The organism is Spirosoma sp. KNUC1025, assembly GCF_045160025.1.
Taxonomy (GTDB): domain Bacteria; phylum Bacteroidota; class Bacteroidia; order Cytophagales; family Spirosomataceae; genus Spirosoma.
The window spans coordinates 2,915,884-2,930,336 of record NZ_CP087139.1 but is presented as its reverse complement, the minus strand read 5'-3'; the positions used below and the strand labels follow the sequence as shown (position 1 = coordinate 2,930,336).

At 49.9% G+C, this 14,453-nt stretch carries 12 protein-coding genes and 1 pseudogene; 9 read left to right on the top strand and 4 right to left on the bottom strand.

Translation table 11 applies throughout. The annotated features are described in order from the left end of the window. Nucleotides 1-140: 140 nt before the first annotated feature. Entirely contained in the window at nt 141-2,057 is a 1,917-nt protein-coding gene (locus LN737_RS12720; RefSeq protein ID WP_405519368.1) for a hypothetical protein, read from the bottom strand. A 197-nt stretch (nt 2,058-2,254) separates the two neighbouring features. Here LN737_RS12720 and LN737_RS12715 point away from each other — a divergent pair, with 197 nt between their 5' ends. The 5 genes from LN737_RS12715 to LN737_RS12695 all read left to right on the top strand — a co-directional run bounded on the left by LN737_RS12715 (nt 2,255) and on the right by LN737_RS12695 (nt 6,468). Next, on the top strand, nt 2,255-4,153 hold the full coding sequence (locus LN737_RS12715; RefSeq protein ID WP_405519366.1) for an AAA domain-containing protein: 1,899 nt from the start codon (nt 2,255-2,257) through the stop codon (nt 4,151-4,153). A gap of 47 nt (nt 4,154-4,200) precedes the next feature. Beyond that, nucleotides 4,201-4,791, top strand: a complete 591-nt coding sequence (locus LN737_RS12710; protein WP_405519365.1) for a Crp/Fnr family transcriptional regulator — start codon at nt 4,201-4,203, stop codon at nt 4,789-4,791. A gap of 131 nt (nt 4,792-4,922) precedes the next feature. Then, entirely contained in the window at nt 4,923-5,435 is a 513-nt protein-coding gene (locus tag LN737_RS12705) for an RNA polymerase sigma factor (RefSeq protein WP_405519363.1), read from the top strand. Further along, entirely contained in the window at nt 5,425-5,994 is a 570-nt protein-coding gene (locus tag LN737_RS12700; RefSeq protein ID WP_405519361.1) for a hypothetical protein, read from the top strand. The genes LN737_RS12705 and LN737_RS12700 overlap by 11 nt, the downstream gene beginning before the upstream one ends. Nucleotides 5,995-6,078: 84 nt before the next feature. Next, on the top strand, nt 6,079-6,468 hold the full coding sequence (locus tag LN737_RS12695) for a DUF4267 domain-containing protein (protein WP_405519359.1): 390 nt from the start codon (nt 6,079-6,081) through the stop codon (nt 6,466-6,468). Between the two features lie 9 nt (nt 6,469-6,477). On the opposite strand, the gene LN737_RS12690 is transcribed toward LN737_RS12695, so the two are convergent. Both LN737_RS12690 and LN737_RS12685 read right to left on the bottom strand, forming a co-directional pair. Continuing rightward, entirely contained in the window at nt 6,478-7,311 is an 834-nt protein-coding gene (locus LN737_RS12690) for an MBL fold metallo-hydrolase (RefSeq protein WP_405519357.1), read from the bottom strand. A gap of 60 nt (nt 7,312-7,371) precedes the next feature. Continuing rightward, the gene (locus LN737_RS12685; protein WP_405519355.1) at nt 7,372-8,742 is read right to left on the bottom strand and encodes an amidohydrolase family protein; all 1,371 of its coding nucleotides are present in this window, start codon (nt 8,740-8,742) and stop codon (nt 7,372-7,374) included. 154 nt (nt 8,743-8,896) lie between these two features. Between LN737_RS12685 and LN737_RS12680 the strand changes: the two genes are divergently transcribed. Next, nucleotides 8,897-9,556, top strand: coding sequence for an epimerase (locus LN737_RS12680; RefSeq protein WP_405519353.1), 660 nt, complete (start codon nt 8,897-8,899; stop codon nt 9,554-9,556). A 45-nt stretch (nt 9,557-9,601) separates the two neighbouring features. Here LN737_RS12680 and LN737_RS12675 read toward each other — a convergent pair whose 3' ends face one another. Beyond that, on the bottom strand, nt 9,602-10,375 hold the full coding sequence (locus LN737_RS12675) for a helix-turn-helix domain-containing protein (RefSeq protein ID WP_405519351.1): 774 nt from the start codon (nt 10,373-10,375) through the stop codon (nt 9,602-9,604). Nucleotides 10,376-10,554: 179 nt separating this feature from the next. On the opposite strand from LN737_RS12675, the gene LN737_RS12670 reads away from it, so the two are divergent. The 3 genes and pseudogenes from LN737_RS12670 (at nt 10,555) to LN737_RS12660 (ending at nt 14,447) form a co-directional block, all read left to right on the top strand. Next, a complete protein-coding gene (locus tag LN737_RS12670) occupies nt 10,555-11,043 on the top strand; it encodes a hypothetical protein (protein ID WP_405519350.1) in 489 nt (162 codons plus the stop codon). 13 nt (nt 11,044-11,056) lie between these two features. Beyond that, the gene (locus LN737_RS12665; protein WP_405519348.1) at nt 11,057-11,701 is read left to right on the top strand and encodes a hypothetical protein; all 645 of its coding nucleotides are present in this window, start codon (nt 11,057-11,059) and stop codon (nt 11,699-11,701) included. Nucleotides 11,702-11,922: 221 nt separating this feature from the next. Further along, nucleotides 11,923-14,447 (top strand): annotated as a pseudogene (locus tag LN737_RS12660) (phosphocholine-specific phospholipase C). The last annotated feature ends 6 nt before the right edge of the window (nt 14,448-14,453 follow it).

The window sequence follows — 14,453 nt, the reverse complement described above, 5'->3', positions numbered from 1 at the left end:
AGCAGGCTATAAAGTTGTTTCATGGTTGTATTCCAGCTATCAGGAAAAAGTTTATTCGGCAATTTACCGAAACTGCGGAATTTTCATTCTTACTGATGGGCCTTCATCCGCTGTATCATCAAAAGAACCAGAACACCGATCTACTCTTTACTCAGTTTCACATTGCTGATGTACACGTTTACGTTTTCGCCTTCGTTGGTAATGTTTTCCCAATAGATGGTATTGAACTGAACGCCAGCGGGAACGATGCAGTATTCACAGGGGTAGCCATACACGCTTTTGAAATCGGCAGACGAAAGAATCGGTTTATCATTGATAAGCAACGTAATGTCGCTGCTTCGCTTTCGGAGCGTAACGTGTACGGTTGTTTTACGGTCAGTGAAGGTTTTCAGGGGTACAATAACCTGTCCGGGTCCATTGTTCGTATGCGTAGTTGGTTTCACAAGCGGTATACTAACAACATCGAACTTTACCTGCCCCCGGTAATTGCTGCTGAAATTCGCTTCGTTTCCCGATGTAATTTCTACCTTGATTTCGGTAGAGGCTTTTTTCGGATCGCCCTTCATGCCACCGCTCAGATACAGCCGAACGGACCCACCCGTTCGTGCCGTAAAATCGGGCGACGTAGCAACGTCGTATTCCAGCGTGAAATTTTCGGGTAGCGGCTTTTTCAAACTCGTCGGGTCAACCTTGTTGTTAGCCCCCAGTTGCATCCATTTACCCGGCAATCCAGTTATCGTGGTCACCTTCGACGCTTTTCCGAACGACGAAAAAAACCAGCCTGCGGGTCGGGCACCGTTTTCGTTGACCTTAAAGTCGTCCAGAAACAAAACACCAGCAGGCAACGTAGCACCGACCGACGCAGGATTGTTCCAGTAGGTCCGTTTGCTATAATTGGCCAGGGTTGTTTTCAATAGTTCTTCATTAACAGGACGGTAGGCTTGTCCTCTTACCTTTTCGGGATTGAAGAAATAGTCGTATACGTAATCAAAGTTGAAATGCTCCGTAATAGCCCGGTAGAGTTCATATTCTTTTCGCCCGAGTTCGCTGGTGGCGTATGGAAAATGAATAGCAATCCATTGGGGCTGATCGGTTTTGGCTTTCTCATAAACCGCTGGTTCGTAAGTGTAAACGCCATACTCATGTTTCAGATTCTTCCCAAAGGGGTCAAGTTTAAAGGGGTCTGGAGAATTGATGATCGTATAGATTGTTGGCTGCATATCCCGAATTACGGCGGGTTCGTTCAGGCGACTGGCATATTGATCCCGTAACCCTTTCAGCTTTTCCCGGTATTGTTTTACCTTCTCCTGTTCTGAAGCAATGGCTTCGTTACGTGACTTCTCATTGCTGTACTGACGGGTAATCTCCTTCGTTTTATTCTGTAGATAGCCCTCAAACGACTCGTCCGACCGTTGAATAAATTCGCCTTTTGTAAGCTGCCGGATCGGGAGTTTGTTACCCGGAGTCAGATACACCGTCATGCCGCTACTGGTGACCGTGGTCAGGTACTTATGAACGCGCGGGTGAACTTTCGGATCGGCATCTTTAAAGCGTCTCACCCAAAAATCACTGTCCATGTAGCCGTCGGGCAGCATCGCAAAAACGTACTGCGACGGTGTGTTGAGGTAGTAAGCCGGGTTTATACCAAACAGCGCATTAGCCACTACGTAAAAGGGGGTCCAGGTTTCAGGAACCGGTTTCAGATTGCCCTGTTTATCGCGCACGTTAAGCCACGCGCTATAAGCCAGAAACTCAACACCGTAGGCATGGGGAAAAAACTCGTCCTTTTTGACGTAGTACCGCTTTTTATACGTACCAATTCCACCTACGGGCGTATACGTCTGCTGCATCCACTGCACAAACAGATTGTTGATCTCCTGCTGACGTATCGAAAATGTATGCCCTTCAATGGGCAACGGTTTAAGAGGCCTGTCGGCGGGGGTTAGTTTGGTGTACCAGCCAATTACGCTGTCCTCAATCATCTGCTGTTCGGAGTGCTGGGCAAGCGCGATAGAAAAGCTGTGAACAAGAAAAAGGCAGAAAGCAATACGTTTCATAGAAGTAGTTTACTGGCAGGGAAGTAGTTGTATATGGTTTTAAAAATAGCAATTCGGGCTTGTATGACGCTGAATTATTGCCCTGTTGTTCGATGTTACTAAAGTGCTATCATCCCAACATTCGCTGTAGGAGGCATTTCTCCGGCATATCGTAAGGCCACTTCTGGTGATTTAGGGGTAAATCAGGAACTTTGTCAATGGATTATTTTAAAAACCTGCTTGATCTGCTCAGGATCGAACGAGAAGAAGACCGCACACAATACCGCAAACTCACCGAAACCACATCGATTGCCGAGCGTCGGGCTAACGGTCTGACCTGGTATCCAATTGCCATTCGGGGCTCCGAACTGGGCCGGGGTGATTACCTGACCGTAGAAGTGGAGCGAACCACGCATCAGGATATACCGCATCAACTCCGGTTTGGCATGCCTGCCGTATTGTTCAGCAACCACGATCCCAAAACCGACCGTGTTGAAGGTACCATTACGCACCAAAGCGGCAACCGAGCCAAAATAAGTCTGCGCACGGATGAACTGCCCGACTGGTCACGCGACGGAAAGCTGGGCCTGGAAGCGCTGTTCGATGATAACAGCTACGACGAAATGGAAGAGGCTCTGAAAACGGCCAATATCCTGAGCGAAAAGGGCAACAACCGGCTGGTCAATATTCTGACGGGTGAAAAATCACCAACGTTTCATACAGAAATTCCGCAGGTATTTGCGCCAAAGCTTAATCCGAGTCAGCAGACAGCCGTAGCAAACATCTTGACAGCCAATGAGCTGGCTATTGTACATGGCCCGCCGGGTACGGGTAAAACCACTACGCTGGTGCAGGCGATAAAAGCGCTCATCAAACAGGACAACCGGAAAATACTGGTGGTTGCCCCCAGCAACACCGCCGTTGATCTGCTGAGCGAAAAACTGCACGACGAAGGCCTGAATGTACTTCGGGTAGGCAATCCGGCCCGCGTATCGGAGCGATTGATGGCGCTGACGCTGGACCATAAAATGGGCGAACACAGCTACATAAAGGAAGCGAAAAAGCTGAAGAAGCAGGCGAATGAATACCGAAACATGGCCCATAAGTACAAGCGAAATTTTGGCAAAGCAGAGCGTGAGCAACGGAAAGCCCTGTTCGATGAAGCTCACCGGATTATGAAGGAAGTTGCCGACTCCGAGCAGTACGTCATTGATGATCTGGTGGCGAAGGCGCAGGTGATTACGGCAACGCTGGTGGGGGCCAACCATTATACGGTACGAAACCAGACGTATCATACGGTGGTCATTGATGAAGCCGGACAGGCTCTTGAACCGGCTTGCTGGATTCCCATTCTGAAAGCGCAGAAAGTGGTGCTGGCGGGCGACCATTGTCAGTTGCCCCCAACCATCAAGTCGCCCGAAGCCGCCCGGAAAGGACTGAGTACTACCCTGCTCGAAAAATGCGTGACTTTACATCCCGAAGCCGTTACGTTGCTGAATGAGCAGTACCGGATGCACGAACACATTATGGCGTATTCGTCGCAGGTATTTTATGAAAGCAAAGTGAAGGCCCACGAATCGGTGGCGCGTCACTCGCTGTTCGATGGCGATACGTCGCTGGTGTTTGTGGATACGGCCGGGTGCGGTTTCGATGAAAAACTGGATGGAACCAGCTCAACAAATCCCGAAGAGGCTGCCCTGCTGCTGAACCATTTAAACCAGTTGGTAGCCGGTCTGAGTAACCATTATACGGTGCCGGATTTTCCGACCATCGCCATTATTTCGCCCTATAAACAGCAGATTAACGTATTAAAAGAACAATTGCTGCAACACCCTGACCTGCTGGCCTATGGCGATAAGATTTCGATCAATACCATCGATAGTTTTCAGGGGCAGGAACGCGACATTGTGTATATCTCGCTGGTACGCAGCAATGTGGATGGCGACATTGGTTTTCTGTCCGACATTCGGCGCATGAACGTAGCGATGACCCGCGCCCGAAAGAAATTAGTGATCGTTGGCGACAGCGCCACATTGGCTAGTCTGCCGTTCTACACCGATTTTATTGCCTACGCCGAAGCACTGGATACGTACCAAAGCGCCTGGGAGTGGATGTAATCGAACACAATCAGGCTCACACAGCCAGGCGCTAAAACTGAACGAAAATGAGTGCGGATTATACCTTACTTCTCCAAACCATCCGCCAGTGGGTGTCGGTTTCTGAGCGGGAAGAACCCATTCTGTCTGACTTATTTGAACGGCGATACGTACCGGCAAACGATTTTTTTCTGCGTGAAGGGGAAGTCTGCCGGTACGTCGGTTTTGTGGTGGAAGGACTACTCAGGTATTACGTACTCGATGATGGAATTGAACATACCTACGATTTTTCGCCTGAGCGAAATTTCACCTGCAATTACGAGAGTTTCCTGACCCAAACGCCCTCAACCCGATTCATTCAGGCCATCGAAGACACTACCCTGCTGATAATCAGCTACGACAATCTCCAGCAGCTCTACGCCCGTTTAGGCGAAGGACAAAAATTCGGGCGTCTGGTAGCCGAGGAGTTGTTTGTGGGTATGCTGCAAAAACTCACTTCGTTTTATAGAGAAACGGCTGAGGAGCGGTACGATACGTTTATGCGCAGTTTCCCGCAGTTGCAGGAACGAGTACCACAATATGTTATCGCTTCCTATGTTGGTATAAAGCCGCAGTCGCTCAGCCGAATTCGGGCACAACGGGCTGGGAAACAGTACTAGACTCCCCCACTTCTCTTCTGGATAATCGCCTGTCGCTATGTATGTATGTGGATGAAAAAGCTCATAAATAGTTCCTGCCTGTAAGAATCGGCTCCTCGATGCGTACTAATAGGGCATAACCCGGCTGAGTCATGAGTGAACCCGAACAGAATCAGATTTTCAAAACCTGGCTTGCCCAATACAAAGCCCTGTTGTTTAAAGTAGTACGTGCCTATGCCGTCACGCCAATGGATCAGGATGACTTATTTCAGGAGATCAGCATACAGGTGTGGCGTTCCATCCCAGCGTTCAAACAACAATCGGCCAATACCACCTGGATCTATCGGATAGCCCTGAATACGGCGCTTAAATGGGGCAGTAATGAACGTAAACATGCGAAAAGGCAGGAACCACTCGATAGCCTGCAAACCATTTTACAGGAAACAACAACCCCGCCCGATGAGCGGCTGGACTGGCTCTACGAAGAAATTTATAAACTCGACGAGATCGACCGTTCCATTACGCTGCTGCTACTGGATGGGTTCAGTTATAAAGAAATGGCGATGATAATCGGGCTTTCGGAATCAAATATTGGCGTGAAAATCAATCGGATCAAAAAACAGCTCATCACCAAATCAAAGCAACAGGATCATTATGGAATTTGACGAACTGCAAAAAATCTGGGATTCCCAGACGCATGAACCCCTCTGGGCCATCAATGAGCAGGCTTTACAAAAGCGTGTTCTGGCCAAAAAAGCGCAGGTCGACCACATAACCAACTTCAGTGAGCTGATCACCATAGTTGTGAATGCGGGTGCAGGAAGCTTTGTGTTCGGGCTAAATTTTTTCAAGTCGCCGGCTAACCCATGGCTGTATTTAATGGCAGTCTGGATGGTTATTACAGCTTTATATGTTCTGGTAGGGCGATTGCGCCGGTTGAAAGGAATCAGTACGTTTCATCGTACACTGCTGGATGAACTAAACCACGCCGTTGTAACGGCAACTTACCAGGTCCGCCTGTCTCAACTGATGCGCTGGAATATTGTCCCCATTGGGGTGTTGGTGCTGCTGGGTATTTGGCAGGGAGAAAAATCGATCTGGCTTGCCGTAGGAATCCTGGTCTTTCTTACTCTTACGTATTTTGCCGGGGGTTGGGAACACCGCATCTATGTGGCCAAAAAGCGAGAGCTGGAAGCGCTGCAACAAAAACTGGAGCAGGCGTAAATCCGAATCACTTCTTCACCTACGTGAATGCGCATGTCTGTATGAAGCCGGACCTTTGTCGGGTCACAAATCAATCATACAGCCATGCTAACAGAGAATTTGCCCATCTGGGCCAAAGGAATGGGTTACTTGTTTGCGTTCGGACTTTTTCTTATTGGCGGTCGCTTTCTGCTAGACCCTGAAACGGCAGAACGAGGTTTCGGACTTATTTACGCGCAGCCCAATGAATCGTTTCATTACATCAAAGCCGTTCGCGATCTGTTTTCAGGATTGATCATTCTTGTTTTTACGGTCTTGAACTGGAAAAAACCGCTGGCCGTTGCCTTTCTGACCGGTTCGCTGGTACCAGCAGGCGATATGACTATCGTGCTGACGTCACCTTCGGCGGTGTTGAGTGCGGCCTGGATTCATGGCCTCACAGCCTTAGCCGCCTGGCTCACCGCGTATTTTTTGCTGCGTTCAAAAAGCCAGTAACCGCGCCGGTCATGAAAAGATTTGCAGATACCGCTGGATTGACGTATCGAATACAGCCCGGCCCTTTTCAGCAATGGTCATCCAGTCGAAGGCACCGTAAATAATGTCGAACGATACATCAGCCATCCGATCCCGAATCTGCTCAATGTCTTTTTTGGGTAATGGAATGTGGTTGGGGTAACTATACATGAACGTAACAGCCCGTCGGTCGCGGGCTACGTAAATCGAATCGCCGGTAAACAGCCTGTTTTTACCCAACCGATCAGGCTGAACCAAGACGCAGCTGCCCGGAAAATGGCCGCCTGTATTGATCAGGTACATGCCATCCCAAAGCAATTTCCGGTCACCTTCCCAATAGTCAACGGCTGGTGTAGGATGCTGCACCCAGACGGAATCGTTCTGGTGAATGTAAACCGGACAGTCGAAAATCCGCGACCACTCGGCCATGAGGCTGTAATAATGCGGGTGCGAGATGGCAATGGCCTTCAGCCCACCTTTCGACTGAATAAAGGCCACGGTTTGCTCATCCAGATACGGCAGACAGTCCCACAATACGTTTCCCGATTCGGACAGGATCAGGAAAGCGCGCTGGCCAATAGCAAAAGCGGGGGAAATCCGTAAATCGTACAATTGATCGTTAAGCTTATTGAACCGAATGGTACGGTCTTTGGCCAATATCGCCAGGCTCATCCAGGTTTGGCCGTTATCACCGATATACTGCCGGTCGTCGTTGCAGATTGGGCACAACTCAGGCAGCTGACTCGCAGTAGGGTATTGCGTTCCGCAAGTGGTACAAATGGTCGGCTTGGTCGTGTGGTTTATCAATGCATGTGATATGGTCATAACCGAACGAAAAGATTAATCGTTGTCATTTCGACGCATCTAACAAAATAGCCATTACGCTTATTTCTCCAGTTTTTTCAACTCACTCTGGATATACGCTTTTGATAGCCAGTTGGTACCGATCATGACACCTTCAATGTTTTTTGTCTGATTAATGTCTTTCAGCGGATTGCCACCAAGCAGCACCAGATCGGATACGTTACCGATTTTGATAGTGCCCCAGTCCGGCTTGTTCAGATACGACGCTACGTTGACTGTGCCCGTACGGAGTGTTTCATAAGGTGTCAACCCGGCATCGACCATGTATTTCATTTCGTGATGAATCGAAAACCCCGGTACGTTGAATATCTGCGGAGCATCGGAACCCAGCAGTAAGTCAACTCCATTTTTCTGACAGGCATAAATCAGCTTACGGCGTATCTGAATTAGTTTTTCGGCATGTTCTTTCGAAAAATTCGGATTGCTGGTATAACTGTTTTTCGCGTTTACCCAACTCGTTATCTGCTCCGGCTTCATGTATTTCATCTCAGGAGCCTTGGCAAAAACATCGCCCGGAAGCGGAGAGAGCCAGCGCTCAGCCAGTGCCTGCGTGGGCACTACCCGGATGCGTTTGTCGCGTAATCCCTGCACGAGCTTAGGAATCTGCGACGCATCGGCCCGGTAGGCAATCCAGGACCCAAACAGGCCCGTCTCCGGCTCAGCTAACGTATCAGACCGGGGGACGATGGCCTCGACAAAACCGTCGAGGTGATCGATTGAGGAATAGCCCGCATCAATGGCCCGCCAGACACCCACATTAAACGATACGTGCCCCACGAACGGGATACCAACTTCATGAGCCGTTTTGGCAATGGCCGGAAACGTTTCTTTTGTCAGACCGGGGTGAAGTTTGAGAAAATCATAGCCAGCCGCTTTCTGTTCGCGCACCATTTCGGCACCCCGCTCGGCTGTTTTTACCGTTTGCCCGTTGAAGGATGGACCCGTAGCATAAAAATGTGGACCCAGAATTTCACCGCTATTGATTTTACTACGTAGTTCGAGATGTTTCGGGTGTCCCAGCATACCCCGGATGGTGGTGATGCCATTGGCCAGATATAGAATCAGCACCTCTTTCATCGGCTCGATATCGTCGATGGGCGGCACGTGGGCGTGGATTTCGGCCCAACCCGGCGTCAGGTATTTTCCTTTCGCATCGACAATCAACGCAGCGTCGGGAATTTTTACGCTTCCCTCGTTGCCAAGTGCGGTGATTCGGCCATTTTTTACAACTACCGTCTGGTTTTCGAGTACGCGTTCACGGTCCATCGGTATTACGTTTACAGACCGAAAAACAATTTCGCGCTGGCCGTTGCTGGCAAGACTTTGTGCTGGGAGCCAGGAGCGTGGGGCGAGAAGCAGGGCGCTGAAGAAGACAAAAAATAAACGTCGCATGGGTAAGAGGCTTGACTAGTGAAAACGAGACTCTGATCGCTAGCGTTTAAAGGGATGCCGATCCGTTTGGATACTGTCATACAAGCGGATAAATTTATCGAATTCAACCGCCTGACTCATTTAAACGTACCGCGTATTCAAACCATATTCGTTCATGAAAATCAAAGCAATTGTAACTGGCGCAACGGGCATGGTAGGCGAAGGCGTAATGCTCGAGTGCCTGAATCACCCCGATGTGGAGCAGGTTCTGGTTATCAACCGGAAGCCGGGGGGCGTATCGCACCCGAAATTGAAAGAAATCATCCATAACGATTTTTTTAATCTGGCCCCCATTGAAAGTCAGCTGGCGGGTTATAACGCCTGTTATTTCTGTCTGGGCGTATCGTCGGTGGGAATCAGCAAGGAAGATTATAAACATCTGACGTACGACCTTACCATGAATTTTGCCCAGGCGCTGGCCCGCCAAAGCCCCGACTCAACTTTCTGTTACGTTACTGGTGCAGGCACCGATAGCACGGAAAACGGCAGTTTGGCGTGGGCACGTGTGAAGGGCGCCACCGAAAACGCGCTGATGAAGCTATTCAAAAAAGCCTACATGTTCCGACCAGGTTTTATGAAAGCTGTTCCGGGGCAGAAAAATATAAAGAGCTATTATAAACTCCTGGCGTGGATATACCCCATTGGCCGGACGCTGTACCCTGCTGGTTTTTGCACCTTACACGAAGTGGGGCTAGCCATGATCAACGCCACCACTAAAGGGTACGAAAAACCGATTCTGGAAGTAAAAGATATTGTTGACCTGGCTAAACGGTAACGGAATTATTTTAAAGACGCTCTGCTGTAGTGGGCTTCACCATTTTTACCAATACGTGCCGTTTTTAAAGAAATGAGCGGGCGTTTGCCCCGTAAACGTTTTGAAATCTTTGATGAAATGGGCCTGATCGAAATACCCGGCCAAATGAGCCGTTTCCGTGAGGCTTTGCTGGGGTGAGTATTGCTCAATCAGCGTTCGTAGCCGTACAATCGCCGAAAACTGTTTGGGCGATGTGCCTACAATTCGTCGAAACCGTTTCTCAAACGGGTCCTGACTTATCGCGAAATTATTCAGCAACTCTTTCATCCGGACGGTTCCTTTCGAAAGCCGAATCTGTTCAATGGCAGCCTGAACGAGACGGTCGGTGGATGGTGTCAGCAACCTGGCCAATAAAAACTGCTCTACAATCGAGATCCGCTGGCGGCTGGATTTTGCTTCAGCAATGCGATCTTCCAGCTCGCTGACAACAGACGGGTGAATAAGATTATCGAGCGACACACTGATGCCGAATAATTCATGAAGCGATTCCCTGAACAAAGCAGCCGCTCCACCCTCCTGAAAGATAACCAGCAACGTAGCGGCTCCCCGCGAGTAGTCCATCAGCCGGAGTGAGTTGCGTAGTCCTGTTACAACTGAGGCTGGCAAAGCCGTTCTGTCGTAGCCATCCGCGTAACGTACGCTGCCTCTGCACCGAAAAGCCAGCACCATCGACGTACTGGGCAGTAGGCGGTTCACCACACCCTGTTCACTCTCAATGAGCATGAACAGTTTAACAAACGGTTTCAATGGGTCGCTGGGAAGGAAACGCTCAATAGTCATGGCGAAGGTTGCAAACAAAACGAGATCAGAAACCCTTCTGTCTGGGTATAAACAGGACTATCATTCTTTTAATTCTTAATAAGCTATAGAAGAGTCGTTTACAGATACACTACGCAACGAAACTGCGCTTTTTTGCGTAAAAAGTGTTAGTATTGACACAGCGAAATTTCATCTATGCCATGAACCGTCTACTCATCGTACTGCTGCTGTCACCGCTGCTTTGTTCGGCGCAGACGACGATTGACACCCTGCACTGGCGATCCAATCGGCGGCTGCAACTCTCTGATTTTCATGCCCTCGTACAGCCCGGTTTAGGTGGTTCCGAATTTCATTACCAGATTGGTTACGAAGTGCGGCCTACCTCGCTCTGGAGCCAGCCGGTCATTGAATCCTTCTGCCTGATGTTCCGGAACCTGTCGTGGATATCCGAAACGGCCCGTAACGAACGTACCCTGATGTATAATCAGTTGCTGTTTGATCTGGTAGAAGTGCATGCCCGCCAGATGAAAGCCAAACTCATTGACCTCGGCATCGACAAGCAGTTTAAACAAAAAGCAAAGCAGATCGAATACCTGACAAACTCTGGAGTTAGGGGCCGAAGTCAACCGATTCCGGAGCGAAACCGGCGGGGGCGACGACATACAGGCACTGGAACGCTGGCAGCGTAACGTAGCCAAACAGTTGTACGAAATTCCGGAACTGGTCACGACCTATCGATTGTCGAAGTTTGGCTATGGCATGTTCCTGAACGGAGGATTAGCCCTGCCAACCGGCCCGTTGTCGCAGATTATCGAGCCCTCCGCTGGCCTCGGCGTAGGTATCGAGGTGGCTTATCGGCAAAATCTGTTAATGGCCCAGACGACGATGTTCAGCAGCAGCATACGGTCAGGGTTTACCTATCATAATCAGGCATGGGAGGCCGGAATTCCCGTTATGCCCCTGATCGGCGAACTGGCCGTAGGGCACATCTTGCAAAGTACACCCGCTGGCCGAATCATTCCGTATGTAGGGTATCGTTACTTTTCCATTACGCCCCGCGATCATCAGGACGAACGCTTTCGCGACTTCTCGCTAAAGAGCCATGCCCCCGAAGCCGGCCTTATCGTCGATCTGAAGCTGATGAATAATCTTCATAAAACGGATCGCTCCGAAGACAACTTCCTGTTTCTGCGGGCTAAAGTATCCTACAGCCCGCTGCTGACCCCTGAACCTTTCTCCGGCGGTATCATAAATTTTCAGATCGGGTTGAGCGGATTTAGTCGAATCCGTAAGGTGATCTATCAGCCTCGGCGAACGTCCATTACGTTGCCAAACAAGTTTATGTAATCTTTCTGCTGGTTCCCCGTCAATAAATGGATGTGGATACCGGCGTAATGGTTTCTTAATAAAGAGAGCAGTGAATCTGTTAGCCGCTTTCTTTACTTTTGCGACCCCCAGAAACGTGCGGGGTGTTTGACAGACCACGTAACGACTTCACACATTCATGACCTGTCAGGGGTACATTTTAAGCCAATCGCCGTATCTTAGAGGTAAGCCAGCCCGATCTTATGGATTCCAGACGTGATTTTTTAAAAAAAGCCGCTCTTTTATCAGCCAGTTTTCCGGGTATCCTTCCCGAATCGATCCAGAAAGCCTTTTCCATCGACCCACAGCCCGGCACTACGTATCTCGACGCTGAACATGTGGTGATTCTGATGCAGGAAAACCGCTCATTCGATCATACCTACGGTACGCTTCAGGGGGTTCGGGGTTTCAATGATCCCCGGGCGATCGATCTGCCCAACAAGAACAAAGTCTGGTTACAGACCAACGCAGCCAGCGAAACCTACGCTCCGTTTCGACTCAATATCAAGGACACCAAAGCGACCTGGATGAGTTCGTTGCCGCACTCCTGGGAAAATCAGGTCGACGCCCGCAACAATGGCCGGTACAACGGCTGGCTGGAAGCCAAGAAATCCGGCAATAAAGAGTATGCCAGTATGCCCCTGACAATGGGCTACTATAACCGCGACGACCTGCCATTTTATTACGCACTGGCCGATGCGTTTACCGTCTGTGATCAGAACTTCTGCTCGTCGCTGACGGGTACTACACCGAACCGCCTGTTTTTCTGGACCGGTACGGTGCGCGATCCCCGCGACCCGAAGGCAATCGCCAATGTCCGGAATGAAAACGTGGATTATGAGGCCGAAGTTGGCTGGACAACGTTTCCGGAACGACTGGAAGATCAGGGCATCTCCTGGAAAATCTATCAGAATGAAATCAGCCTGCCGACAGGATTACAGGGCGAGGAAGATGCCTGGCTGAGTAACTTCACCGATAATCCGATTGAGTGGTTTACGCAATATCGCGTTCGGTTCCACCCTGCCTATTACCCGTTCATCCAGCAGCAGGAAAAAGTCCTTCCCGAACGTATTCAGGCGCTGGAGACCAGGCTGAAAAGCCTGTCGGAAAGCGACAAGGATTACGCCAAAACCAGGCGAGAGCTGACAAACCAACAGCACTGGCTGGAGCTGATCAAAAAAGATCTGGTGAATTACACACCCGAGAAATTCAAGCAGCTGTCGCAACGGGAAAAAGCCCTCTGCGAGAAGGCATTTACGTCGAATGCAAATGATCCCAACTATCGCTCGTTAACGACGCTGACGTATCAGGACGGCTCCACAAAACGCGAGATGCAGGTGCCGAAAGGTGATGTGCTGCATCAGTTCCGAACGGACGTAACGAATAAGAAACTACCTACCGTATCGTGGCTGATCGCGCCCGAAAACTTCTCCGACCATCCGGGTGCGCCCTGGTACGGTGCCTGGTACATTTCGGAGGTTATGGACATTCTGACGCAGAATCCCGACATCTGGAAAAAAACCATTTTTATTCTGGCCTACGACGAAAACGACGGCTATTTCGACCACGTACCGCCTTTCGTTCCGGCTCACCCCGACCAGCCCGAAACCGGCCTGACCAGTAAGAATATTGATACCCGCACGGAGTTCGTTACGCAGGAACAGGAAAGCAGGCGTAAAAACCGGGGCGAACCGGCCCCATTGGACTTGGCTACCGGGTGCCGTTGGTGATTGCCTCGCCCTGGAGCCGGGGTGGTTACGTGTGCTCAGAAATCTTCGATCATACCTCGACTCTTCAGTTTCTGGAGAAATTCCTGAGTCATAAAAAGGGGAAGAAAATCGAAGAGTCGAACATAAGCGACTGGCGCCGTACGGTTTGTGGCGATCTTACCTCAGCGTTCCGGCCTTATCAGGGCGAGAAAGTTAAGCTGCCCGCCTTTGTTGCCAAAGATGCGTTCTATGAGAGCATCCACAAAGCGCAATTTATGCCGGTTCCAACGGGTTATAAAGCGTTCAGCTCCGACGAAATGCGTCAGATTAATCAGGCCCCCTTAGCGTCGGAGCATATTCCTAATCAGGAAAAAGGCATACGACCCGCTAATGCACTCCCCTATGAGTTATATGCGGACGGGCGAATGGATTCGAAGCAGTTTACGCTGACCGTAGCGGCCAGAAATGACGTATTCAGCAAACAGGCGCTTGGTGCTCCCTTTCAGGTGTATCAGGTTCTGAACGACGACGTAACGGTTCGCTCGTATACGGTTGTGGCTGGCGATCAGCTCCATGATTCCTTTCCAGTTGATGCGCCTTATGAGCTGCGGGTTTATGGTCCAAATGGCTTTTTCAGAGCGTTTAAAGGGGCAGCGGATAAGCCCTCTATCGACATTTCCTGTGAGTATGAACGCGATGCCAAAAAGCAGTTTACGGGCAACGTCGTGGTGAAACTAAAGAATACCGATACACAGCGAACATATCAGATTCAGCTTGTCGATAATGCCTATCACACCAACGGTGAGCAGAAAACACTGGACAAAGCCGGTACCAAGGGGGCGCAGCAAAGCATCGTGCTTAGTCTGAAAAACAGCCACAACTGGTACGATTTCAGTGTGAAAGTAGCAGGTTTCGATACCTTCATGCAGCAGTACGCTGGCCGCGTCGAAACGGGCAAGCCGGGCTATACGGATCCGTTGATGGGAGGTATTTTAATGAGCGAAAGAGCGAAAGAGTAAAAGAGC

Excerpts from the sequence above, each read along its gene's own strand:
- LN737_RS12720 (WP_405519368.1), bottom strand. The coding sequence starts at position 2,057 with ATGAAACGTATTGCTTTCTGCCTTTTTCTTGTTCACAGCTTTTCTATC.
- LN737_RS12680 (WP_405519353.1), top strand. The coding sequence starts at position 8,897 with ATGAAAATCAAAGCAATTGTAACTGGCGCAACGGGCATGGTAGGCGAA.
- LN737_RS12695 (WP_405519359.1), top strand. The coding sequence starts at position 6,079 with ATGCTAACAGAGAATTTGCCCATCTGGGCCAAAGGAATGGGTTACTTG.
- LN737_RS12710 (WP_405519365.1), top strand. The coding sequence starts at position 4,201 with ATGAGTGCGGATTATACCTTACTTCTCCAAACCATCCGCCAGTGGGTG.
- LN737_RS12690 (WP_405519357.1), bottom strand. The coding sequence starts at position 7,311 with ATGACCATATCACATGCATTGATAAACCACACGACCAAGCCGACCATT.
- LN737_RS12715 (WP_405519366.1), top strand. The coding sequence starts at position 2,255 with ATGGATTATTTTAAAAACCTGCTTGATCTGCTCAGGATCGAACGAGAA.
- LN737_RS12705 (WP_405519363.1), top strand. The coding sequence starts at position 4,923 with ATGAGTGAACCCGAACAGAATCAGATTTTCAAAACCTGGCTTGCCCAA.
- LN737_RS12685 (WP_405519355.1), bottom strand. The coding sequence starts at position 8,742 with ATGCGACGTTTATTTTTTGTCTTCTTCAGCGCCCTGCTTCTCGCCCCA.
- LN737_RS12675 (WP_405519351.1), bottom strand. The coding sequence starts at position 10,375 with ATGACTATTGAGCGTTTCCTTCCCAGCGACCCATTGAAACCGTTTGTT.
- LN737_RS12670 (WP_405519350.1), top strand. The coding sequence starts at position 10,555 with ATGAACCGTCTACTCATCGTACTGCTGCTGTCACCGCTGCTTTGTTCG.
- LN737_RS12700 (WP_405519361.1), top strand. The coding sequence starts at position 5,425 with ATGGAATTTGACGAACTGCAAAAAATCTGGGATTCCCAGACGCATGAA.